Source organism: Pseudomonas sp. Z18(2022), from assembly GCF_036346535.1.
Lineage (GTDB): Bacteria > Pseudomonadota > Gammaproteobacteria > Pseudomonadales > Pseudomonadaceae > Aquipseudomonas > Aquipseudomonas yamanorum_A.
In genome coordinates this window covers 26,159-49,922 of sequence record NZ_JAOTOA010000023.1, presented here as the reverse complement: position 1 = coordinate 49,922, position 23,764 = coordinate 26,159, and the positions used below count along the sequence as shown (strand labels likewise).

The window sequence follows — 23,764 nt, the reverse complement described above, 5'->3', positions numbered from 1 at the left end:
AAAAGTCAACGAATAGTATTTTTTTTCCATAGGTAAACTACCCCGCTCTCCTACGGTCTACAGAACCGCAAATCGAGTGTTTATCTCCAGAGGTTCTAAACAGATGGCAGCAGTACTTGTCGGACAGTTCCATGCCAGAGACGCAGAAGGTCGCGTTTATTCGGTGCATGAGTTCCAGGAATCCAACCCGCCCCAAGGCGACCTGACTGGCTCGGCGCCCACCATTACCTACAAGCTGGCCATTGGCGATCGTGTAGAAAAACTGGACGGCGATGAATTCAGATTGATTCAGTCGGGCACCATCATCACCCGCGAATCGGCAACGACCCACGCTTCATAAGACCTTATTCCCCATAGGCGATATCCACATTATCGCCGACGCCTCCCAGTGTTCGGTCCTTGCCGAACGAGAACAGATCAAAAGGAATTTTGGCCTGGCTGGGAGGATAGTGGTACTGATAGGCCACGCCCCAGGGGTCAGTCAGCATGTCTTCGTCCTTGAGATAGGGCCCCCGCCACTTCACTTCCCCCGCAGGCTTAGCAGTCAATGCCGCCAAGCCCTCGTCATCCGTTGGATACCGCCCCACATCCTGATGAAACTGCTCCACCGCCTTGCCCAGCGTATTCAACTGGACCTTGGCCGTGGCGATTTCCGCCTCGGTCACGTCGCCAAAGAGCCGCGGCCCCACCGCAATTGCCAGCACACCCACCACCAGTACCACCACCAGCAGGTCCCACAACGAAAACCCGCGCGTCTGTGTTTTACCGAACATCGATGAGGCTCCCCCTTGGATCCCTTGGTTGATACGCCCTTTGTATGACCTGTTGGTTGCAGGTGCCAGGAGGCTTGATCGTGCAAGTCTAGTTGGGCCGTTCCCGCGCCGGGTCTTTTTTCCACGCCCGGGATTCAGCCATTGAATCCCTATCGCACTAAACATAGACTCCGGCCATGCGTTTACGTCATATCGAAGTGATTCAGGCCATTTTGCAGACCGGACACCTCGGCACGGCCGCCGAATGGTTGCAACTGCCTGTGGCCGATGTAGACGCGACCCTCAAGGACGCCGAGCTGCAACTGGGTTTCATGCTGTTCGCCAGTGTGCGCGGACGCTTGCAGGCCACCCGGGAAACCCTCGAGCTGCAGGGCGAAATTGCCCACATCTATACCGCCCTTGAGCCGGTGCAGCGCCTGGCCAGTAGCCTGAAACACCACCATGCCCCGCCCTTGCGCGCCCTGTGCACCCCGCCGCTGGCCAACCAGTTGTTGCCCCAGGCGATCGCCGTGCTGCGCCGACGCTTTCAAGACACGCCGTGCAACCTTTCCAGCCACTCCACCCGGGAGATCGTCAAGAGCCTACTGCTGCACGAAGCCGACCTGGGGCTGAGCCTGCACGACCCGGAACACCCGCAAATCCACAGCACCCCGCTGGCCCACGGCAAGCTGCAATTGCTTGCGCCCCATGGCTGGCTGAAACCTCGGCAGAAGTACATTGCGCTGCAGGAGCTGGCCGGGCAGTCGATGATCGGGCTCGAAGGCCAGGACCCGCTGAGCCGCCTGCTGGACAGCAAGCTGCAAGCCCTGCGCCCGTTGCCGGTGGTGCAGACGCGGGTGCAGACCTACCAGATGATGCGCAGCATGGTTGAAGCCGGAGAAGGCCTGGCGATTGTCGACCCATTCACCGCCACGGGTGCACGGGAAGCCGGGCTGGATGCCTGCCCGTTGTCACCGCCGATGGTGGTGACTTTGTATGCGTTGACGCTGAAAGGCAGCGAGGCATCGCCCGCCTTGAATGCTCTGCTGGAGATTGTCACCGAGAAGGCCGAAAGCCTGCTGACCAACACACTCTCTCCTGACCAACAGAGATAAAAATGTGGGAGCTGGCTTGCCTGCGATGCGGACACCGCGGTGTATCAATAACACTGAGGTGATGCTATCGCAGGCAAGCCAGCTCCCACAGTTAATCAGCGCCCGGCTTCAGACCACTTCCAGTTCTGACTTGAATAACCGATACCAGAAAATCGCCACTTCGCGCGTCTGCGGATCAATCCCGCGATAGCGCAGGTGGTCGATCCCGCCCATCACGTACCCGCAACGCTCATACAACCGGCAAGCACCGAGGTTGTTGTTCTGGGTTTCGAGCATCATCCCCGGCAGGTTCTTCTTGCGACTCCAGAACTGCGCCACGTCCAGCAACGCCTTGGCCACCCCGTGGCGCCGCGCCGGCAGTACCACCGCCAGTTCATCCACATGGGCAAAGCCGTTCCAGTTGGTGCTGACCACGATATGCCCCACGGGCCGGTCATCCAGGTACGCCATGAACACCGCGCTGTCTGGCACGTCGCGAAAGCTGGCGAATTCCTCGGGGTCGATGCCGTAGCATTTGCGGTAAGGCACGATCCGCTCCACCGCCCACTGATCGACGCGCTTGCCCATTTCCGGCACACCGTAGGCGTCGACCTCAAAACTGAAGTCGTTACCCCACACGTAGGCGTCAAATCCCTCGTCCGCCACCCGGACACTGAGGCCCGGGTACTTCGGGTTCATCACAGCTTGCATAAACATTCTTAACCCTTGATGCAGTCGACGGTGTAACAACGACCCTTGCCGTCATCTTCATGTTGCAGTCCATGCACATCCGCGACAAAGCCGGGGAAACTGCTATCGAACGTCCTGGCAAACGCCAGGTAATCAATGATCGAGCGAGTCGACTCGGTAAACCGCTCCCCCGGCATGATCAACGGAATGCCCGGCGGATAAGGCACCAGCATGACCGCTGCGATACGTCCCGGCAAAGCGTCGATGGACACCGCCTCGACTTCGCCCTTGACCAACAGGTCGTAGGCATCCGCCGGTTTCATGGCGATTTCCGGTAAAACCGTGTACATCCGCTTGAGGTGCTTGGCCGTGGCATTGCTGCGATAGCAGCCGTGCAACTGATCGCACAGATCCTTCAACCCCAGGCCCTGATACCGCGCCGGCCCCTGCGCAAACACCGATGGCAAACAGCTGGCGAGGCTTACGTTGGCGTCATAACTGCGCTTGAATTCCAGTAATTCGGTGAGCAGGGTACTCCACTTGCCCTTGGTGATGCCCATGGAAAACAGCACGAGGAACGAATACAGCCCGGTCTTTTCCACCACCAGCCCACGTTCCCAGAGGAATTTACTGACAACCGCAGCGGGGATTCCGCACTCGCTCAAGGCCCCGCCAGCGTTCAGGCCTGGCATTACCAGGGTGACTTTTATCGGGTCCAGCAGCACATAGTCTTCGGCAATATCGCCAAAGCCATGCCAGTCCGCCTCGGGTTGCAGCAGCCAGTCCGCCGTCACCACCCGGTCGATGCCCGCCACCAGCGGCGGCTGCCAGATGGAAAACCACCAGTCTTCGGCGGCAATGTGCTGGCGCAGGTTGGCCAGGGCGCGACGAAAGCTCAGGGCTTCGTCAAACATCTCTTGCAGCAACGAACGCCCCGCCGGGCCTTCCATCATGGCCGATGCCACGTCCAGGGAGGCGATGATGCTGTACTGCGGCGAGGTGGAAATATGCATCATGAAGGCTTCGTTGAAGCGGTCACGGTCCAGCTTGCGCACGCCGCCGTCCTGCACGTGGATCATCGAGGCCTGGCTGAACGCCGCCAGCAACTTGTGCGTGGAGTGCGTGGTGAACACCAGGGGGCTGTCGGGCGTGCGCGAGGTGCCCATGCCGTAGCGCCCGGCAAAGAACTCATGAAACGCCGCGTAGGCGTACCAGGCTTCGTCGAAGTGCAGCACCTCGACGCTGTTGCCCAGTTGCTGCTTGATCAGTTCGGCGTTGTAGCACAGGCCGTCGTAGGTGGAATTGGTCACCACCGCCAGCTTGACCCTGGCTGGCCGGCCACGGGTCAGCGGGCTGGCGTCGATCTTGGCGCGGATCGACTCGGGGCTGAACTCGCTCAGGGGAATCGGCCCGATAATCCCCAGTTCATTGCGCTCCGGGCACAGGTACAGCGGGATCGCGCCGGTCATGATGATCGAGTGCAACACCGACTTGTGGCAGTTGCGGTCCACCAGCACCAGGTCGTCGCGGCCCACCATCGAATGCCAGACGATCTTGTTGGCGGTGGAGGTGCCATTGATCACAAAGTAGGTGTGATCGGCGCCGAAGTTGCGCGCCGCCCGGGCTTCGGCCTCGGCCAGCGGCCCGGTGTGGTCCAGCAGCGAACCCAACTCCGGCACCGACACCGACAAGTCCGAGCGCAGGGTGTTTTCCCCGAAGAACTGATGAAACGCCTGCCCCACCGGGCTCTTGCGATAGGCCACGCCACCGCCGTGGCCGGGTGTGTGCCAGGAGTAATTGGAGTCTGCCGTGTGCTGCACCAGCGCCTTGAAGAATGGCGGCAACAGGCCATCCAGATAAGCCCGCGCCGCCCGGGCCACTTGCCGGGCGAGAAACGGCACGGTGTCTTCAAACAGGTAGAGAATCCCCCGCAACTGGTTGAGTTCGCTCATGGCGTCGGCCGGGGCGTTTTCCAGGGTGACTTGCTCACCGAGGGCAAAGATCGGCAGGTTCGGTGCCCGTACCCGCGCCAGGCGGATCAGCTCCACCATGTTTTGCATCAGGTGGGTATTTTCCCCGGCCCCCTCGGCGGCAATCAGCATGCAGGCCAGGCCGTGATGGGTCGATGCCACCAGGCGGCCCTCGGCGTAGTCCACCGCCGAAAAGATACTGAAGCCCTCCTGTTCCAGCTCCCGGGCGATGCCCCGGACGCGGTCGCCGGCAACGGTGTCGGCCTTGATGTCGCGGTGTACGATCAGAACCGGGAACTTCAGGTCTTTGTACATGAGCACTGGGCGTCCTGAGGGCTATGCCTTCAGGGTAGAAGCTTGGGGCCGATGTGGCGAATGAAGATACGCAAATGCTGGCCTATAAAATTAATGGCGCTAGAATCAGCGCCATTTCCACGCCCGCCTCCCTGACACGAGCCACCCATGAGCTTTGATTTCGACACGATCCACTCCCGCCTCGGCACCGGCAGCACCAAGTGGAGTCGTTACCCGCAAGACGTTCTGCCGATGTGGATTGCCGACATGGACATCGCCGCGCCACCGGCCGTGCTGCAGGCGCTGCAACAGCGCCTCGGCCAGCAGATCCTCGGCTACAGCGTGGCCTGCGATGGCGTGCGCGAAGCGATCGTCGCCGACCTGTGGGCCAAGTACGCCTGGCGCGTGCAGCCGGATGAGCTGCTGTTCTTGCCGGGTGTCGAGCCGGGTTTCAACATGGCCTTGCATGCGTTTGTGCAGCCTGGGCAACCGGTGGTGTTGCAAACCCCCAACTATCGCCCGATCCGCCTGGCCCCCGGCCACTGGAACCTGCCGAAGATCGAAGTGCCGTTTGAACTGAGCGCCGAGGGCGAGTACCTCACGCCGTTGCCCGCAATGCGTGAGGCACTCAAAGGCGCCGGCGCGCTGCTGTTGAGCAACCCCCACAACCCGATGGGCAAGGTCTTCCCTCGTGAAGAACTGCTGGCCGTGGCCACCGCCTGCCTGGACCGGGGCGCACTGATCGTCTCGGATGAGATCCACGCCGAGCTGTGCTTTGACGGCCGCCGGCATATCCCCACCGCCAGCCTCAGCCCCGAGATCGCCCAGCGCACCATCACCCTGATGTCGGCGAGCAAGGCCTATAACGTCGCCGGGCTGAAGACCTGCTTTGCAGTGATACAGAACCCGGAGATCCGCGAGCGCTTCAACCACGCCCGTTGCGGCATGGTCGACAGCGTCAGCCCCCTGGGCCTGGAAGCCACCCGCGCGGCCTACAGCGACTGCGGCGACTGGCTGCAAGCGCTGGTGGCCTACCTGCAAGCCAACCGCGATTACCTGTTGAACGCCGTGCAAACCCGCCTGCCCGGCGTAGTGATGCATGCGCCCCAAGGCACCTACCTGGCCTGGCTGGATTGCAGCGCCCTGGGCCTGGACGACCCGCAACAGTTCTTCCTGGAACAGGCCAAGGTCGGCCTGAGCGCCGGGATTGAATTCGGCGATGACAGCCAGCAGTTCGTGCGCCTGAACTTCGGCTGCCCACGGGCCATGCTGGAAGAAGGCATTGCCCGCCTGGAACGCAGCCTGCGTCACCGTTAAGGCGCAATTCACAACTTTTCGCAACGACCGCCGAACCCCTGCTGTTACTGTTTTTGCCGATTCGTCCCACCGGTAACAGCAGGAGTTCCATGGCATGACGACCCAGCCGCTCAACCGCTCGACCGACCCCAAAGCCCTTCCTCTCACGCCGCCCAAGTCCGGCGCGGCGTTCCATGCGCTGCTCAAGAACAGCGCCAATAACAAGAAGGTCGAGGCCGGCGACAAGACCGCGCAGGGGCTCGCTGCCAGCCAGGAACAAGGCTATGAACTGGCCGCCAAGGACGCCGCGCCGCCCACCACCCTGGGCGACTACAAGGCCATCGGCCCGGCGGACGAAGTGGGCCCCGGCCTGATTCGTTATGAAACCCAGGACGGCAAGAAAGTCATCGTCAGCGAAAAAGACAGCCCCGAGCTGTTCAAGCAAGTCAGCGCCGACTTCAAGGCACTCTCCGGCGTCAACGCCAGCGAAGCCGCCGGCTACCAGCGCCTGGGCGGCGACGCCACGGCCCCGGAAAAACTCGGCGACTACAAGTCCCTCGGCCCACCCGACGAAACCGGCCCGGGTGTGATTCGCTACGAAACCCAGGACGGCAACAAGTTCGTCATCAGCCAGCGCGACAACCCCGAGGCGTTCCAGAAGGCCAAGGAAGCCTATGAAAGCTTCACGGGCCTTGCCACCAGCGAAGACGCCGGCTACAAGCGCGCCGGCGACAACGAAGTGTGGCCGCCCTACGCCGGCACCACCGTGGGCCCCAAGGATGAAGTCGGCCCGGGCCTGATCCGCTTTGAAAGCAACGGCCAGAAAATGGTCGTGGCCCGGGACGACAACCCCAAGCTGTTCGACTACCTGGCAGGCCTGCACGAGGTCTACACCAACCCCGACAAAAAGGCCGCCGTGGAATCCGCCCTCAACGACGGCTCCACACTGGCAGACGCCAACACCCAGCCACCGGAACTGAATGACTACAAAGGCTTCGGCTGGATCGAAGGCCAGCAAGGCAACGTGCTGACCTATGAAACCCACGACGGCACCAAGGTCGTGGTGTCGGCCGATGTCAGCCCGGAACTGTTCAAGAGCGTGGCCACCGCCCAGGATACCTGGAGCAAGATCCACTCCAGTGAAGACGCCGGCTACAAGCTGGCCGGGCCGAATGATTTCCTGAAAAACACCGACATCACCTTCGGCTCCCCCGACGAGCTGGGAGACGGCCTGATCCGCTATGAAACCAGCGAAGGCAAGGTCATCGTCTCCAAGGAACTCAGCCCGCAGCTCTACGATGAAGTGGTCGCCAAATGGGAGGCCTGGAGCGCCGGCACGGTGGATGAGACCCGCGCCAAGTACAACCTGCCGAGCAACGACGAACTGGACGTGCTCAACCTCGACACCGGCGTGCACGCCGACAAGGACGACGACAAATCGCCGACCCAGAGCGTCAGCGAGCTGGCCACCACCGAGCTGATCGACACCTACCGCGCCGGCGTCAAGGACGGCTCGATTCCCAAGGACGACCCGCGAGCCAAGCTTGTGCGTGCCCTGGAAGCCCAGGCCGCCTACCAGAACGGGCACGGCATCACCGGCTATGAAGAATCCAAGCGCCCGTTCAACACCACCTGGCGCGAGTTCGATGACAAACAGACCGAGCTCACCTCCGCCGACATGCACGACATCATCGACGGCAAGGCGGTGCAGGAGCAGATCGGCGAACTGTTCAAAGACCCGACGGTGCAGGCCGACTACAAGACCAAGATGGACGACGCCATCAGCCACTTGCCCAACAAGGACGAGATCAAGCAGAAGCTCCTCGACCTGACCAGCAACCCCGACTACGTGCTCTACCTCAAGGACCTGCAAAAACAGGGCAAGAGCCACGAAGCCCAGCAGGACCTGAGCAATACCCTCACCTCGCTGTCGCTGTTCGACCCGGAGGCCGCCACCAAGGCCGCGCAGAATATCCAGGCCGACGGGCTGACCACCGACCTCAACGAGATCCTGTCGGACCCGAGCAAGATCTCCGACGAAAACAAGGAACTGGCCACCAAGGACCTGTTCGGCCTGCTCAAGGGCGTGCTCAAGGGCAACCTGCTGGACCTGCCACGACGCAGCCAGGAAGTGCTGGAGAAATTCCTCAACGAAGGTTTGGAGGGCAAGGAGAAATCCTCGGCCGTGACCAAGGCACTGGAAGAACTCGGCGACGTCTACAAGAACAGCGGCACCATCAGCGAAGCCGATGTGAAAACCGCCCTGAGCAAACCGTATATCCCGGTGGCGGATCGCGGCATGCTCGGCGAGGTGTTCAACACCCTCAACAGCAAAGGCATCCTCGGCTCGATGGGCGCCGGCGTCAGCCTGTTCTCGGGGATCTACCAACTGGTGGGCAAAGGCGGCAAGCTCGGCGAAACCCCGGCCCAGCGCATGACCATCGCCAAGGACTTCCTGAGTTTTGCCGGCGGCGCGAGCCACTTCGTCAAGCTCGGCGACAAGATCGGCGAAGCCCTGGGCAAGGGCGGCCTGGTGGACTTCCTCGGCCTGGACAAGACCCTGCCGGAAATCTGGGGCAAGGAAGGCGCGGCGGGCAAGGTCATCGACTTCAGCAAGCCTACCGAGATCGACTCAAAGGTCAGCAAGGAAATTGCCGCAGCCCTGGATGCGGTGCCCGACAGCCAGTACGACGGTGTTGCCAAGTTATTTGGCGAAGGCGACAAGGCGGTGACCGAAGCCACCGAAGGTCTCGCCACCCACCTGGACGACGGCCTCAAGGCAGCCGGCGCGGCCAAGCTGGGCGCCTCACAATCGGCAAAAATCGCCGGTTCCGTAATCAAGGTGCTGGGCCCGGCTACCGATATCGCCGGTGGTTTTGCCGACATCGTGCTCGGCGCGCTGGCGATCAAAAGCGGCGTGGACAGCAAAGACCCGTTGGCTCAGGCCGCCGGTGGCTTGCAGGTGGCGGGCGGTGCGTTCGGCGCATCGGCCGGGGTATTGGGCGCGGCGGCGCTGTTTGGCGCAGGCACGGCGGCGGCGCTGACCGGGCCGCTGTTCCTGGTGGGCGTGGTGTTGGCAGTGGTGGGCGGGATCATCGGCTACTTCGTCGACCACAACAAAAAACAGAAGGCTACCGAGAAGGAAAACGACTGGTACCGCGACCTGGCCGGCGACGGTTTGCTGCAGGACAACTGGGCCGACAAGGTCGAATACGCCCACTACGAAATCCACCACTACCACGGCCGCGACACGCCGACCGATGACAGCCTGTTCCGCTTCCAGCAATCGGAGTGGGAGCACTTTGACGCCACGCCACAAAGCGGCGGCTCGTCGAGCAACCGGCTGGATGGGGATTTGCACAAGGACTACAAGGACCCGAGCGAAACGCCCAAGGAACTGCCGGATGCTTCGGGTGAGAAGCCTGGGTCCCGGCCATCGGGAGGCGGACCTCGACTCAACTAAATCTACACAAATCAGTGTGGGAGCTGGCTTGCCAGCTCCCACATTTGGATTAGGTTCACAACTGGATTGCAGTTACAGCTTGGCGATAGACACTTCGGTCGATTTCACAAAGGCAATCACTTCACTGCCCACTTTCAATTCCAGGTCACGCACCGAGCGCGTGGTAATCACCGACGTCACGATCCCCGACGCGGTTTGCACGTCGATCTCGGACACCACTTCGCCGATCAGGATTTCCTTGATCACGCCCTTGAACTGGTTGCGCACGTTGATCGCTTTAATGGTCATGTCGGCTTTCCTTTGGTCTGTTGGGTCAATCCGCACGAATGCGCAGGCACTCAAAGTGCCCTATTCGTGAAACCAACAAAAGGAATATATAACTCTTTATTTATTCCATAAAAACATATGCAAGCTGTTGCGCAGCCAACAGTGATTCAACAAAGTGCCCGCCTCCCCACTTCCACCCTCCCCCCACGTAGCAGCTGTCGAGCCTTAGCGAGGCTGCGTCAGCGGTATGTCTGATATACCGCTGACGCAGCCTCGCTAAGGCTCGACAGCTGCTACGTGGGGTATTGCCCGGCACCGCAAAGACGCTGGCACAGAGACTGCATATTCCTATAACGCATGATGGAACATGCCATATGAATTTTCTGAATATAAGAAAAGCCTTCTCTTTCCCGCCTTGTCCGGAGCTGTTCCATGAAACCCTTCGCCAAAACCCTGTTGGGCGCCTGCGCCCTCGCCCTCAGCCTGCAACCGGTGGCCCATGCAGCGGAAACCGACCCTGCGCAAGTCAACCTCGACTACGCCTATTACTCCCCGGTGAGCCTGGTGCTCAAGCACTTCGGCTGGCTCGAAGAAGCACTGCCAAAAACCAAGGTCGGCTGGGTGCTGAGCCAGGGCAGCAACCGCTCCCTGGAATATCTCAACAGCGGCGGCGTCGACTTCGCCTCGTCCGCCAGCCTGTCGGCCGTGTTGAGCCGGGCCAACGGCAGCCCGATCAAGTCGGTGTATGTGTACAGCCGCGCCGAGTGGACCGCGCTGGTGGTGCGCAAGGACTCCACCTTCAAGAGCGTCAACGACCTCAAGGGCAAGAAAATCGCCGCCACCAAAGGCACCGACCCGTACCTGTTCACCCTGCGCAGCCTGCAGAAAGCCGGCCTGAGCAAGGACGACGTGGAACTGGTGCACCTGCAACACCCGGACGGCCGCACCGCCCTGGAGAAAGGTGATGTCGACGCATGGGCCGGTCTCGACCCGCACATGGCCGCCAGCGAAATCCAGGCCGGTTCACGCCTGCTGTATCGCAACAAGGACTTCAACAGCTACGGCGTGGTCAGCGTGACCGACAAGTACGCCAAGGAGCATCCGCAGACCATCGCCAAGGTGCTTGGCGCCTATGAAAAGGCCCGCGACTGGGCGGTGAAACACCCGGATGAATTCGCCAAGCTGCTGGCGGACGAATCCGGCCTGCCCCTGGACGTGGCCAAGCTGCAACTGTCGCGTACCGACTTGAGCAGCCCGTTGCTTACCGCCCAGGACGTGGTGTCGTCCAAGGCTGCCGCGCCGATCCTGGTGTCGGAAGAATTGGTGCGCCGTGGGGTGAATGTGGATCAGGTGATCGACCAGTTGATCGACCCAAGCTTCGGCCAGGCTTTGCCTCGTCCATAAGGGGAGCGTCATGAGCAGCAAAAGCGAAACCTTGCCCGTCGCACTGGCGCCCACTGTCACCGAGCAGCGCAGCGCCTGGCCACGGCGATTGAAAGGCCTGGCGTTGCCGGTGCTGATCCTGGTGATCCTCGAAGTGGTGGTGCGCATCGGCTGGCTGCCGTCCTACCAGATGCCGGCCCCCAGCGAGATCGCCGTGACCCTCACCGACCTCGCCGAAGGCGCGTTGTGGAAACACATCAGCGCCAGCCTGTTGCGGGTGCTGCTGGGATTCACCATCGGCGCCAGCCTGGCCCTGGTGTTTGCCGCCTGGGTCGGTTTGAGCCGCGAGGCCGAGGCGTACCTGGAGCCGACGTTCGCCGGCCTGCGTTCGATCCCGAGCCTGGCCTGGGTGCCGCTGTTGCTGCTGTGGCTGGGGATTGATGAGACCTCCAAGATCGTGCTGATTGCCATCGGCGCGTTCTTCCCGGTGTACCTCAACGGCGTCGCGGCGATCCGCGACATCGACCGCAAGCTGGTGGAAGTCGGGCAGATGTATGGCTTCAGCCGTACGCGCCTGGTGCGCCGCATCCTGTTGCCTGCCGCCCTGCCCGGGTTGTTCACCGGCTTGCGCAGCGGGTTGAGCCTGGCGTGGATGTTTCTGGTGGCGGCGGAGTTGATCGCCGCGACCAAGGGCCTGGGTTACCTGCTCAGCGATGGCCGGGAAACCTCACGGCCCGACATTGTGCTGGCCGCGATCATCGTGTTGGCCTTGTTGGGCAAGATCAGCGACGGTCTGTTGGCCGCGCTGGAAAAACGCTGCCTGGTCTGGCGCGACACCTTCAACGGTCAAGGTTCGGAGAGTTGAGCATGAGCGAACCGCTATTGGATATTCGCGTCGAGCGGAAAAACTTCGGCGCCACCACGGTGCTGACCAACGTGCATCTGGCGTTGCAACCACGGGAAGCGGTGAGCTTGCTCGGCCCCAGCGGCTGCGGCAAAAGCACCTTGCTGCGGATCGTCGCTGGCCTGGAAAAGGACTATCAGGGTGAGCTGTTGCAGGGCGGTGGCGAGGTCGCGTTTGTCTTCCAGGAACCGCGCCTGATGCCGTGGCTGACGGTGGAGCAAAATATCGGCTTCAGTGATGACGATGGCTACGACAAGGCCTGGGTGGCGCAGTTGATTGACGAGGTGGGCCTTGGCGGGTTTGCCCAGGCATTGCCCAAGGCCCTGTCTGGCGGCATGGCACAACGGGTGGCCATCGCTCGCGGGTTGTATTCAAGGCCGCAGGTATTGTTGCTGGACGAGCCGTTCAGCGCGGTGGATGCGTTTACCCGCATGAAGCTGCAGGACCTGCTGCTGCAATTGGCCGAGCACCATGGGATCGCCCTGTTGCTGGTGACCCACGATGTGGACGAGGCGCTGTACCTGAGTGACCGGGTGCTGGTGATGGATAACCGGCCGAGCAGTATTCGCCAGGAGCTGGCGGTGGATCTGGTGCATCCGCGGGACCGGCGGGATCCGCTGTTGGCGCGGCTCAAGGCACTGGCGTTGACCGAGTTGCAACGGGCGCATGTGATCTGAAAGGCACGTGTTGGGGGTGGTAAGTCAGGCTGGGGTGTATATCCGTTATTTAGGTAACGGCTGCTATTGGTTCCGCTCTTACAGCGGGTCACTTTTGGAAAAGAGCCCCAAAAGTAACCAAAAGGGCTCTTGCCCCACCACTCGGCACCTCGCTTAGGCTCGGTGTGCCCGAACGCAGGCATTACTCCGCGGGCCGCCGCGACGGGGCGTCCCTGCCCCGTCGCGGCTAAACCGGCGTCCTGCCGGTTTACCCGCTCCGTACTACCTGCGTTCGGCCAGCGTGGTTTAACGGGGCGCCTAAGATCAAGATCAAAAGCAAGAGCACAGCGGCCTACAGGCCGGCTTGAGTGTGGTGAAGCAAAATCAAAATCTAAAGCGACCACGGTCCACTGTAGGAGCTGGCTTGCCGGCGATGGCATCAACTGGGTGTACCTGATGCACCGAGTCGCCTGCATCGCCGGCAAGCCGGCTCCTACAGAAAAGCGGCTTTTGATCTGGCTTTTAACACTCTTTGGGCTGGGCCGGCATTCCGGCTCTTCCAAAGTAAGTCGCTGTAAGAGCGAAACCATAAGCCGCCGTTACCTGAATAACGGATATGTCATCAGGCAGCCGTCTTACGCGGCACCAGCGTCACCCAATACCGCGTACGCGACTGCACCTCCAGCGGCATCGTCGACACCAGCAACGCAAGAATACGATCGGTATCGGCCAACTGAAAACTCCCGGTCACCCGCAACGCTTCAAGGCTCAGATCCCAGCGCAGCACCCCCGGCCGATACCGCTCCAACTCCCGCAAAAAATCGCCCAACAACTGGTTCTGCGCCGTCAACACACCATCACGCCACCCCAGTTGCAGCGCATCAAACGCTACAGCTGCACCCATCCCGGACGCCTGCAAGCGTGCCTGTTGCCCACCTCGCAACGTCGCCACTTGCCCCCGCAGGTCCCGCACCTGCACCGCCCCCTTCAACACCGACACCAGACACCCGGAAGACAACTGCCGCACACACACCTCGGCCTGGCTGACAATCACCTGCCCATAACGCGTCTGCACCGTCAGCGCACCCGCCCCCGGCACCGTCAACGCCATCTCCCCGTCCACCAGCGTCACACGGCGCCTGGCCACATCCACGTCCACCGCACTCGCGGTATTGAGTTGCAGGCTGCTGCCATCCGCCAGCGGCACGCGCTTGCGTTCGCCGGTAGCCGTATGCAGGTCCGCGCGCCAGACATCGATCGGCAATTGCCGGCTAAGCAACCACGCGGCCGGCACCAGCGCCGCCACGCCCAAGGCACGCTTGAGCACCGCACGCCGTCCCGGCTGCGGACGATCAAGGCTGGCCATGGCCAATGCCGGTGGCAAATCGGTAAATCGCTGGCGCAGCAACTGGGCTTTCTGCCAGATCTGCTCATGCTGGGGATGGCTGTCGCGCCACTGTTGCAGGCTGGCGTGATCACGCTCGGTGGCACTGCCAGACTCCAGCAACGCCAGCCATTGCGCCGCCGCCCGGGCGAGATCCGGCGCGGTGCGGCTCACAGCTCCACCAGCAGGCAATGCTCATAGGCCTGGGCCATGTAGCGCTTGACCGTGCGCTCGGACACCTTGAGCCGCTCGGCAATCTCGCGATAGCCCAGGCCCTCCAGCTGGCTCCAGAGAAACGCACGGCGCACCACGGGTGGCAAACCGTCGAGCAGTTCATCCAGGGCCTGCAGGGTTTCCAGCAGCAACCAGCGCTGTTCCGGCGACGGCACGCAGGCTTGCGGCAGGTGCGTCAACGCATTGAGGTACGCCTGCTCCAGGCTGCGCCGCTGGTGAAAGTTGACCAGCAAGCGCTTGCCTACGGTCACCAGGTAAGCCCGGGGTTCCTGCAATTGGGCAATCGGCTGGGCACTGGCCAACACCCGCAGGAACGTGTCCTGGCTCAGGTCGGCCGCATCCCAGGCATTGCCCAAACGGCGCCGCAGCCAGCTTTCCAGCCAACTGCGGTGGTCGCGGTACAAGGCGTGAAGGCTCGGTTCTGCGAGGTGCGTCGGCACTACAGCTTCATTCATGGCAAGTAACCTGCGCGGCGCGAGTCAGTCTCAAATGAGATTCATTCTATTTAATATCCCGCCGGCATACCATGTTCTTTTGCACAATGCGTTTAGAGCATCGCGGCCTTTTGCCTGAGCATGTCGATAAACAACCCCAATTCGCGGCTCACCGGGTCGCCCTTGCGCAGCAACATGCCGAACGGCGCCAATTGCACCTCCAGCACCACCGGCAAGGCCACCACCAGGCCCATTTTCAGGTAATCCCGCAGGGCGCTTTCCGAGAGCACCATGATTGCGTCGGTGAGTTGAATCAGTTGCTGCATGGAATACACCGAGCTGCACTCGATGATGTCCGCTGGCTGCGGCAAGGCCAGGTGTTGCAGGGCCTCATCGAAACCGATGCGCGCCGGGCTGGTTTGCGGTTGCAGGATCCACGGCCAGTCGCTGACCAGTTCCGCCAGCGGCAAGTGTTCGCGCTGGGCCAGCGGATGGCCGGCGTGCACCACCACCAGCATGCGTTCATTGCCCAGGGGTTCGAAGCTGTAATGCTCGCTGTCGGTGGCGGCGTTGCGCCGGGCGATGGCCAGGTCGATGCGGCCCTGTTCCAGCAACTGGATCACCTGGTCGCTGGTGTCGCCCATGATGCGAATGCGCATCTGCGGGTTGAGCGTCTTGATCTGCGCAATCGAGTCCATCACCAGGTCCGGGGCCGCGCCCATGATGGTGCCGATCGACAAATACCCGTAGCCGCCCTGCTGGCGCACCATCAATTCCTCGGCGCAGCGGTCGAGCCCGCTGAGGGCCGATTCTGCAAACCGGATCAGCTCCTTGCCCAGCGCCGTGGGGCGCATGCCCCGGGGCAGGCGCTCGAACAGGTCGCAGGCAAACATGTCCTCGATCTCCCGCAACATGCGCGTCGCCGCCGGCTGCGACATGTTCAGGCTCTGGGACGCCCGGTGCAGGTTCTGGCTGGAGCTCAAGGCCACCAGCATATGCAAATGCTTGTAGCGCAGGCGGTTGAACAGGTGGCGGGAGATCAACGGACTACTCATTTTTTTCCTTGTTATCGATACCCTGAGGTTATCAGTTGTAAGCGAGATTCGATTTGTAGCGTATAGATCCAGCGCCGTACAGTCCTTCCCATAAGAACAAAACAACCGGACTGACCAATGAAGACCCTGCCTGCGTCTCTGCTCGCCAAGATTTCCTGGCGGCTGCTGCCCTTCCTGCTGTTGATGTACATCATGGCCTTCCTCGACCGCGCCAACGTCGGGTTCGCCAAGCAAGCCTTCCAGGCCGACACCGGCCTCAGTGATGCCGCTTTCGCCTTTGGCGCCGGGGTGTTCTTTGTCGGCTATGCGCTGCTGGAAGTGCCAAGCAACCTGATCATGCACCGCGTCGGCGCTCGCTTGTGGATGTGCCGGATCATGGTCAGTTGGGGTCTCGTCTCCGCCGCCATGATGTTTGCCCACAACGAAACCAGCTTCTACGTGTTGCGCTTCCTGCTGGGCGTAGCCGAAGCCGGGTTCTTTCCCGGCGTGATCCTCTACCTCACCTACTGGTTCCCCTCTGCCGTGCGCGGCAAGGCCATGGGGTTCTTCTACTTTGGCGCGCCCCTGGCCTTCATCTTCGGCAGCCCGCTGTCGGGCTTGTTGCTGGAGCTGGACGGGTTCTCCGGGCTGCACGGCTGGCAATGGCTGTTCGCCGTGGAAGGCCTGATGGCCACGGCGGTTGGCATCTGGGCCTATTGGTACCTGGACAACCGCCCCGCCGATGCCAAATGGCTGACCGTTGCCGAACGCCGCCAGATCCAGGACCTGCTGGACGCCGAAGACCAGCACAAAACCTCCCACGGCCGCAGCCTGCTCAACGTGCTGTGCCAACCCAGCGTGCTGTACCTGTGCCTCGTTTACCTGCTGATCCAGGCCAGCGTGTATGGCGTGGTGTTTTACTTGCCGACGCAGGTGGGCGGCCTGCTGGGCACCAAGGTCGGCTTGATGGTGGGGCTGGTCTCGGCGATACCGTGGGTGTGTGCACTGTTCGCGGCCTGGTGGATTCCCGGCTACTCCGACCGCACCGGCGAACGGCGTAAAACCGCGTCCCTGACCCTGTTGATGGCGGCCGCCGGGATTGCCTGCTCCGTGACCTTCGCCAACCCGCTGCTGGGCATGCTCGCCCTGTGTTTCGCCGCCTCGGGTTTCATCGCCGTGCAACCGGTGTTCTGGACCTTTCCTTCCAGCTACCTGGCCGGCAGCGCTGCGGCGGCCGGCATTGCCCTGATCAACTCCTTCGGCGCCCTCGGCGGGTTTATCGCCCCGGTGCTGAAGAACTGGGCGGAAACCGCCTTTCACTCCCCTGCGGCCGGCCTTTACCTGCTGTCCGCCACCACCGTGCTCGCCGCCTTGCTGGTACTCGGTATCCATTCACCAGGCCAAAAAGCGACGAACACGCCGGCCACTGTTTAATCAAGGAGTCACACCATGGGCAACCTCACTATCAAGCACGTACGCGCCTTTGTGCTGCGCGGCGGCGGCGCGGACTACCACGACCAGGCAGACGGCCACTGGATCGACGATCACATCAGCACCCCCATGAGCAAATACCCCGAATACCGCCAGAGCCGCCGCAGTTTCGGGATCAACGTGCTGGGCACCCTGGTGGTGGAAATCGAGGCCAGCGACGGCACCGTCGGGTTCGCCGTGACCACCGGTGGCGAGCCCGCCGCCTATATCGTCGAGAAGCACCTGGCGCGCTTCCTGGAAGGCGCCCGCGTCACCGATATCGAAAAAATCTGGGACCAGATGTACCAGTCCACCCTGTACTACGGGCGCAAGGGCCTGGTGATCAACACGATCTCCGGTGTCGACCTGGCGCTGTGGGATTTGCTCGGCAAAGTCCGCCAGGAGCCGGTGCACCAGTTGCTCGGCGGCGCGGTGCGGGACGAGTTGCAGTTCTACGCCACCGGCGCCCGCCCGGACCTCGCGCAGAAGATGGGCTTTATCGGCGGCAAGATGCCCCTGCACCACAGCCCGTCCGAAGGCGAAGAAGGCCTGCGCAAAAACCTCGAGGAACTGGCGACCATGCGCGAACGGGTCGGCCCGGACTTCTGGCTGATGCTCGACTGCTGGATGAGCCTGGACCTGAACTACGCCACCAGACTGGCAGTAGGCGCCCATGAATACGGCTTGAAATGGATCGAGGAAGCGCTGTCGCCCGACGACTACTGGGGCTATGCCGCGCTGCGCAACAACGTGCCCAAGGGCATGCTGGTCACCACCGGCGAACACGAAGCCACCCGCTGGGGCTTTCGCATGCTGCTGGAGATGGGCTGCTGCGACATTATCCAGCCGGATGTGGGCTGGTGCGGCGGCCTCACCGAGCTGGTGAAAATCTCTGCCCTGGCCGATGCCCACAATGCGTTGGTGGTGCCCCACGGCTCGTCGGTCTACAGCTACCACTTCGTTGCCACCCGCCATAACAGCCCGTTCGCCGAGTTCCTGATGATGGCGCCCAAGGCCGATGAAGTGGTGCCGATGTTCCACCCGCAATTGCTCGGTGAACCGGTGCCGGTGAATGGCCGCATGCGTCTTTCGGTGCTCGACAAACCCGGATTTGGTGTAGACCTCAACCCCGATTGCCAACTGCACCGTCCGTATAACCGCTGAGGACTCCTGCCATGAACATGCCCCACAACGCTTTCAAGGCCGCGCTGCATAAAGACGCTGCGCAATACGGGATCTGGGCCGGTTTCGCCACGGCCTATGCCGCCGAGATCGTCGCCAGCACCGGTTACGACTGGATGCTGATTGACGGCGAACACGCCCCCAACACCGTACCCAGCGTGCTCAACCAGCTCCAGGCCGTGGCGCCCTACGCCACCGCGCCGGTGGTACGTGCGGTGAGCAGCGACGCCAACCTGATCAAGCAACTGCTGGACGTCGGCGCCCAGACCTTGATGATCCCGATGGTGGAAACCGCCGAACAGGCCCAGGCCCTGGTGCGTGCGATGCGTTATCCGCCCCACGGCATTCGTGGCGTCGGCGGCGGCTTGACCCGCGCCACCCGCTGGGACGGCGTGAACGACTACCTCAACACCGCCCATGAACAGCTGTGCCTGATCGTGCAGGTGGAGTCGCGCCTCGGGGTGGAAAACGTCGCGGCGATTGCGGCGGTCGAAGGCGTGGACGCGGTATTCATCGGCCCGGCCGACCTGTCCATCGGCCTCGGCCATGCCGGCAATCCCGGGCATCCCGAGGTGCAGGAACGTATCCGCCACGCGGTCGACGCCACGCTGGCGGCCGGTAAAGCCTGCGGCATCCTCGCCCCCAACGAAGACGATGCCCGCCGTTATCAAGCCTGGGGCTGCCAGTTCATCGCAGTGGCCATCGACATCAGCCTGTTGCGCCAGAGCGCCATGGCCACCCTGGCCCGCTACCGCCCCGCCGCCGACGCCAAGGCGCCGTCACGTACTTACTGAGGAGCTGCCCATGTCATCCGTACCGGTCTACCAGAACTTCATCAACGGCCGCTTTACCCCAAGCGATGCCCACCTGGACGTGTTAAACCCGGCCACCGGCGCCCTGCTTTCGAAGGTCCCGGCATCCACCACCGAAGACGTCGACCAGGCCCTGGCCGCCGCCCGCCATGCGCAAAAGGACTGGGCCCGCAAACCGGCCATCGAACGCGCCGGGCACTTGCGCCGCATCGCCGCCAAGCTGCGGGAAAACGTCGCCCACCTGGCGCGCACCATCACCCTGGAACAAGGCAAGGTCACGGGCCTTGCGGAAGTCGAAGTCAACTTCACTGCCGATTACCTCGATTACATGGCCGAGTGGGCGCGCCGCATTGAAGGCGAGATCATCACCAGCGACCGGCCCAATGAAAACATCTTCCTGTTCCGCAAACCCCTGGGCGTGGTGGCCGGCATCCTGCCGTGGAATTTCCCGTTCTTCCTGATCGCCCGCAAGATGGCCCCGGCGTTGCTGACCGGCAACACCATCGTGATCAAGCCCAGCGAAGAGACGCCCAACAACTGCTTTGAATTCGCCAAGCTGGTGGCCGAGACCGACCTGCCGGCCGGGGTGTTCAACGTGGTCTGCGGCGATGGGCGGGTGGGTGGCGCCCTTACCGCCCACAAGGGCGTAGACATGATCAGCTTCACCGGCAGCGTCGCCACCGGCTCGCGGATCATGGCCGCCGCCGCGCCGAATATCACCAAGCTCAACCTGGAACTGGGCGGCAAGGCTCCCGCCATCGTCCTCGCCGATGCCGACCTGGACCTGGCGGTAAAAGCCATTCGTGACTCGCGGATCATCAACAGCGGCCAGGTGTGCAACTGCGCCGAACGGGTGTATGTGGAACGCAAGGTGGCCGACCAGTTTATCGAGCGCATCAGTGCCGCGATGGCCGCCACCCGCTACGGCGACCCCATCGCCCAGGCCGATGTAGAAATGGGCCCGCTGATCAACCGCCAGGGCCTCGACAGCGTCAACCGCAAGGTGCGCACCGCGCTGGGCCAGGGTGCATCGCTGGTCACCGGTGGGCAAATCGCCGACCTGGGCCAGGGTTTTCACTTCCAGCCTACGGTATTGGCCGGCTGCCGCGCCGACATGGAAATCATGCGCGAAGAGATCTTCGGGCCGGTGCTGCCGATCCAGATTGTCGATGACCTGGATGAAGCCATCGCCCTGGCCAACGACTGCGACTACGGCCTGACTTCCTCGATCTACACCCGCGACCTGGGCAAGGCGATGCAGGCAGTACGCGAGTTGTCGTTCGGCGAAACCTATATCAACCGCGAGAACTTCGAGGCAATGCAGGGCTTCCATGCCGGTGTGCGCAAATCCGGGATCGGCGGCGCCGACGGCAAACACGGCCTGTATGAGTACACCCATACCCATGCGGTGTACTTGCAGGGCTGAGGTGGTGCAACGGGCCCTGGCGCGGTAGCGTGCGGGCCCTTCCCTGTCCATTCTTCCGAAGGATTGCGCAATGCCTCTTACCCCATACAGCGGGCCGATCATCGACAGCCATCTGCACCTGTTCGACCCGCGCCGCTCCCAGGGCATCCCCTGGCCCGAGCCGGGCAACGCGCTGTATGCCGCGCATTTACCGGCGGATTATTGGGCGCTGGCGGGCGAACATCATGTGATCGGCGCCATCGCCGTGGAAGCCAGCCCGTGGCGCGACGACAACCGCTGGTTGCTGGACACCTTGCGCAGCGACCCGCGCATGCTCGGCTTCGTCGGCAACCTCGACCCGCTGCACAGCGACTTTGCGGCAGACCTTGAAACCCTGGCCCCTGAACCGCTGTTCCTCGGCTTGCGCTACGGCAACCTGTGGGACCGCGACTTGCTCGATGACCAGAAGCGCCAAGGCTTTATCGAAGGCCTGCGCCGCCTTGCCGAATACGGGCGCAGCCTGGACAGCGCCAACCCGAACCCGCGCCTGATCAAAGGGCTGCTGCACTTGAGCGATGCCTTGCCCGAGCTGCGCATCATCGTCGATCACCTGCCCAACGCCAGCGTGCCGGCCGGTGAAGAATCGGCCTATCACGCTGACCTGATGCGCCTGGCCGAGCGGCCCAATGTGTTTGCCAAACTGGCGGAAATCCCCCAGGTCGGGCCGGGTGGATTGATCCTTGACCCGTCGTTCTACAACGACCGTCTGGCCGTGCTGTGGGAAGCCTTTGGCAACGACCGTTGCTTCTTTGGCAGCGACTGGCCCAACAGCGATCACCTGGCCGATTTCGCCACCACCCTGGGCCTGGTGAAAGCCTGCCTGGCGGGCAAACCCGAGGACGTACAGGGCAAGTTCTTCCTGCACAACGCGGTGCGGATCTACAGCCCCACGCCTGCCCATGGCTGAACCCACGGCCAACCACAACAATAAAAAGGAATTGAACACGTGGAAATCATTCTCTTCGGTGTGATTCTGCACTTCATCGGCGGCTTCGCCTCCGGCAGTTTCTACATCCCCTACAAGAAAGTCCGTGGCTGGGCCTGGGAAAGCTACTGGATCACCGGCGGCCTGGTGTCCTGGCTGATCGTGCCGCTGATTGCCGCGCAACTGACCGTGCCCGGCTGGGCCGACATCCTGCGCCAGGCCGACAGCGGCACCCTGCTCTGGACCTACCTGTTCGGCGTGCTCTGGGGCATCGGCGGGCTGACTTTCGGCCTGACCATGCGCTACCTCGGGCTGTCCCTGGGCATGTCGCTGGTACTCGGCCTGACCTCGGCCCTCGGTGCGTTGATGCCAGCGCTGTACCGCGACCTGTTCACCGACGCCACCGAAGGCACCCTGACCTCGATGCTCGCCTCCCAGGGCGGGCATTGGGTGCTGTGGGGTGTCGCGGTGTCCCTGGTGGGCATTGCGGTGTGCGGCAAGGCCGGGCTGATCAAGGAGCGGGAAGTGCCGGAAGCGGTGAAATTCGCCAGCATCAGCGAGTTCTCGGTGGCCAAGGGCATGTTGGTGGCGGTGATCTCAGGCGTGCTGAGCGCCTGCTTCAGCTACGGCATTTCCGCCGGGCGTCCGCTGGCTGCCGCGGCGGTGGAGCACGGCGCCAACAGCCTGTTCCAGAACAACGTGACCTTCATGGTGATCATGTGGGGCGGGCTCACCACCAACGGCCTCTGGTGCCTGTGGCTGAACTGGCGCAACCGCACGTTCCACAACTACACCGACCGCAGCACCCCGCTGTTCCGTAACTACCTGCTGGTGGCGTGCGCCGGGACCTTGTGGTTCCTGCAATTTTTCTTCTACGGCATGGGCGAAAGCCGCCTGCAGAACGACGCCAGTTCCTGGGTGCTGCACATGTCTTTCATCATCATCGTATCCAACTGCTGGGGCCTGTATTTCCGTGAATGGCAAGGCACCAGCGCTACCAACAAAAGCGTATTGGTTGCCGGTATCGCGGTGATTCTCGGGGCTATCGCCATGGTCGGTTACGGCAACTATCTCGGCTGAGGCCGCTTGTTTTCCAGGAGTTTATTTATGTTGCTTGCAGATAAAACCGTGATTATTACTGGCGCTTCCCGAGGTATCGGACGCGCTGCTGCCCGTGAGTGCGCGCGTCAGGGAGCTCGTGTGGTGATTGGTCATAGTGGCAGTGGCCAGGGGACTGAGGCGGCGTTTTCGTTGATCGAGGAGATCAAGGGGTTTGGTGGGCAGGCGGTGGAAGTGGGCGGCGATGCGGCGGATCCGGACACGGGTGACAAGCTGGTGGCGGGCGCGCTCAAGGCGTTTGGCAGTGTGGATGTGTTCGTCAACAATGCCGGGATTTGCCCGTTCCACTCTTTCCTCGACATGCCTCGCGAGGTTTACCTCAAGACCGTCAACACCAACCTCAACGGCGCCTACTTCGCCGTGCAGGCGGCGGCCAACCAGATGAAGAACCAGGGCAAGGGTGGCGCGATCATCGCCGTCAGTTCCATCAGTGCGCTGGTGGGGGGCGGGATGCAGACGCATTACACGCCGACCAAGGCCGGGCTGCATTCGTTGATGCAGTCTTGTGCGATTGCGCTGGGGCCTTATGGGATTCGCTGTAATTCGGTGTTGCCGGGGACGATTGCTACCGACATCAACAAGGAGGATTTGGCGGATGAAGAGAAGCTGGCGTACATGACTTCGCGTACGCCGCTGGGGCGGTTGGGGGAGCCTGATGATGTTGCGGGGCCCATTGTGTTTCTTGCTTCGGATATGGCGCGGTATGTGACTGGGGCTTCGCTGTTGGTAGACGGGGGGTTGTTTGTCAACTTGCAGTAGCTTTGGGGGGCATATCCGTTATTTGGGTGATGTCTGATATGGGTTCCGCTCTTACAGCGGGTCACTTTTGAAAGGAGCCCAAAAGTAACCAAAAGGCTCTTGCCCCACCACTCGGCACCTCGCTAATGCTCGGTGTGCCCTCAGCTCCGGTAGCACGAAGCGGGCCGCCGCGACGGG

General features: G+C 62.3%; 21 protein-coding genes. 14 read left to right on the top strand and 7 right to left on the bottom strand.

From position 1 onward, the window contains the following. Window positions 1-103: 103 nt before the first annotated feature. Window positions 104-340, top strand: a complete 237-nt coding sequence (locus V3W39_RS28650) for a hypothetical protein (protein WP_010171188.1) — start codon at window positions 104-106, stop codon at window positions 338-340. A gap of 4 nt (window positions 341-344) precedes the next feature. Here the strand turns inward: V3W39_RS28650 and gspG are convergent, their stop codons facing one another. Further along, window positions 345-773 (bottom strand): type II secretion system major pseudopilin GspG, encoded by a 429-nt coding sequence (gspG, locus tag V3W39_RS28645; protein WP_330213809.1) that lies wholly within the window; start codon window positions 771-773, stop codon window positions 345-347. 176 nt (window positions 774-949) lie between these two features. Between gspG and V3W39_RS28640 the strand changes: the two genes are divergently transcribed. Next, window positions 950-1,867 carry a LysR substrate-binding domain-containing protein gene (locus tag V3W39_RS28640; RefSeq protein WP_177048922.1) on the top strand — a complete coding sequence of 306 codons (918 nt, stop codon included), beginning with the start codon at window positions 950-952 and terminating at the stop codon, window positions 1,865-1,867. Window positions 1,868-1,975: 108 nt separating this feature from the next. On the opposite strand, the gene V3W39_RS28635 is transcribed toward V3W39_RS28640, so the two are convergent. Beyond that, window positions 1,976-2,545: a GNAT family N-acetyltransferase gene (locus tag V3W39_RS28635; RefSeq protein ID WP_177048930.1), complete on the bottom strand. Its 570-nt coding sequence runs from the start codon at window positions 2,543-2,545 to the stop codon at window positions 1,976-1,978. A 20-nt stretch (window positions 2,546-2,565) separates the two neighbouring features. Beyond that, the gene (locus V3W39_RS28630; RefSeq protein WP_177048921.1) at window positions 2,566-4,821 is read right to left on the bottom strand and encodes an Orn/Lys/Arg decarboxylase N-terminal domain-containing protein; all 2,256 of its coding nucleotides are present in this window, start codon (window positions 4,819-4,821) and stop codon (window positions 2,566-2,568) included. A gap of 147 nt (window positions 4,822-4,968) precedes the next feature. Here V3W39_RS28630 and V3W39_RS28625 point away from each other — a divergent pair, with 147 nt between their 5' ends. Both V3W39_RS28625 and V3W39_RS28620 read left to right on the top strand, forming a co-directional pair. Further along, a complete protein-coding gene (locus tag V3W39_RS28625) occupies window positions 4,969-6,117 on the top strand; it encodes a MalY/PatB family protein (RefSeq protein WP_330213808.1) in 1,149 nt (382 codons plus the stop codon). A gap of 94 nt (window positions 6,118-6,211) precedes the next feature. Then, window positions 6,212-9,559, top strand: coding sequence for a hypothetical protein (locus V3W39_RS28620; protein ID WP_177077471.1), 3,348 nt, complete (start codon window positions 6,212-6,214; stop codon window positions 9,557-9,559). A 72-nt stretch (window positions 9,560-9,631) separates the two neighbouring features. Here V3W39_RS28620 and V3W39_RS28615 read toward each other — a convergent pair whose 3' ends face one another. Next, a complete protein-coding gene (locus tag V3W39_RS28615; protein WP_003217010.1) occupies window positions 9,632-9,847 on the bottom strand; it encodes a TOBE domain-containing protein in 216 nt (71 codons plus the stop codon). Between the two features lie 411 nt (window positions 9,848-10,258). Between V3W39_RS28615 and V3W39_RS28610 the strand changes: the two genes are divergently transcribed. The 3 genes from V3W39_RS28610 to V3W39_RS28600 are packed head-to-tail and all read left to right on the top strand — an operon-like array spanning window position 10,259 to window position 12,790. Continuing rightward, window positions 10,259-11,230: an aliphatic sulfonate ABC transporter substrate-binding protein gene (locus tag V3W39_RS28610; protein ID WP_177048918.1), complete on the top strand. Its 972-nt coding sequence runs from the start codon at window positions 10,259-10,261 to the stop codon at window positions 11,228-11,230. A gap of 10 nt (window positions 11,231-11,240) precedes the next feature. Further along, window positions 11,241-12,074 carry an ABC transporter permease gene (locus V3W39_RS28605; RefSeq protein ID WP_177048917.1) on the top strand — a complete coding sequence of 278 codons (834 nt, stop codon included), beginning with the start codon at window positions 11,241-11,243 and terminating at the stop codon, window positions 12,072-12,074. A 2-nt stretch (window positions 12,075-12,076) separates the two neighbouring features. Continuing rightward, window positions 12,077-12,790, top strand: a complete 714-nt coding sequence (locus V3W39_RS28600; protein ID WP_177048916.1) for an ABC transporter ATP-binding protein — start codon at window positions 12,077-12,079, stop codon at window positions 12,788-12,790. A 601-nt stretch (window positions 12,791-13,391) separates the two neighbouring features. Here the strand turns inward: V3W39_RS28600 and V3W39_RS28595 are convergent. The 3 genes from V3W39_RS28595 to V3W39_RS28585 form a co-directional block, all read right to left on the bottom strand. Further along, on the bottom strand, window positions 13,392-14,327 hold the full coding sequence (locus V3W39_RS28595; protein ID WP_177122092.1) for a FecR domain-containing protein: 936 nt from the start codon (window positions 14,325-14,327) through the stop codon (window positions 13,392-13,394). After that, on the bottom strand, window positions 14,324-14,842 hold the full coding sequence (locus V3W39_RS28590; RefSeq protein WP_177048914.1) for a sigma-70 family RNA polymerase sigma factor: 519 nt from the start codon (window positions 14,840-14,842) through the stop codon (window positions 14,324-14,326). The genes V3W39_RS28595 and V3W39_RS28590 overlap by 4 nt, the downstream gene beginning before the upstream one ends. A 92-nt stretch (window positions 14,843-14,934) precedes the next feature. Next, window positions 14,935-15,876: a LysR family transcriptional regulator gene (locus tag V3W39_RS28585; RefSeq protein WP_177048913.1), complete on the bottom strand. Its 942-nt coding sequence runs from the start codon at window positions 15,874-15,876 to the stop codon at window positions 14,935-14,937. Between the two features lie 117 nt (window positions 15,877-15,993). On the opposite strand from V3W39_RS28585, the gene V3W39_RS28580 reads away from it, so the two are divergent. The 7 genes from V3W39_RS28580 (at window position 15,994) to V3W39_RS28550 (ending at window position 23,587) form a co-directional block, all read left to right on the top strand. After that, window positions 15,994-17,289, top strand: a complete 1,296-nt coding sequence (locus V3W39_RS28580) for an MFS transporter (RefSeq protein ID WP_177048912.1) — start codon at window positions 15,994-15,996, stop codon at window positions 17,287-17,289. A 15-nt stretch (window positions 17,290-17,304) separates the two neighbouring features. Then, a complete protein-coding gene (gene rhmD / locus V3W39_RS28575; protein WP_330213807.1) occupies window positions 17,305-18,489 on the top strand; it encodes an L-rhamnonate dehydratase in 1,185 nt (394 codons plus the stop codon). Between the two features lie 11 nt (window positions 18,490-18,500). Next, complete coding sequence (locus tag V3W39_RS28570; protein WP_177079749.1) at window positions 18,501-19,301, top strand: HpcH/HpaI aldolase family protein; 801 nt, start codon at window positions 18,501-18,503, stop codon at window positions 19,299-19,301. A 10-nt stretch (window positions 19,302-19,311) separates the two neighbouring features. After that, window positions 19,312-20,745: an aldehyde dehydrogenase gene (gene aldA / locus V3W39_RS28565; protein ID WP_330213806.1), complete on the top strand. Its 1,434-nt coding sequence runs from the start codon at window positions 19,312-19,314 to the stop codon at window positions 20,743-20,745. Between the two features lie 70 nt (window positions 20,746-20,815). Beyond that, window positions 20,816-21,691, top strand: a complete 876-nt coding sequence (locus V3W39_RS28560; RefSeq protein ID WP_330213805.1) for an amidohydrolase family protein — start codon at window positions 20,816-20,818, stop codon at window positions 21,689-21,691. 39 nt (window positions 21,692-21,730) lie between these two features. Continuing rightward, complete coding sequence (rhaT, locus tag V3W39_RS28555) at window positions 21,731-22,789, top strand: L-rhamnose/proton symporter RhaT (RefSeq protein ID WP_177079746.1); 1,059 nt, start codon at window positions 21,731-21,733, stop codon at window positions 22,787-22,789. Between the two features lie 27 nt (window positions 22,790-22,816). Then, window positions 22,817-23,587, top strand: coding sequence for an SDR family NAD(P)-dependent oxidoreductase (locus tag V3W39_RS28550; protein WP_201124220.1), 771 nt, complete (start codon window positions 22,817-22,819; stop codon window positions 23,585-23,587). Window positions 23,588-23,764 lie beyond the last annotated feature (177 nt).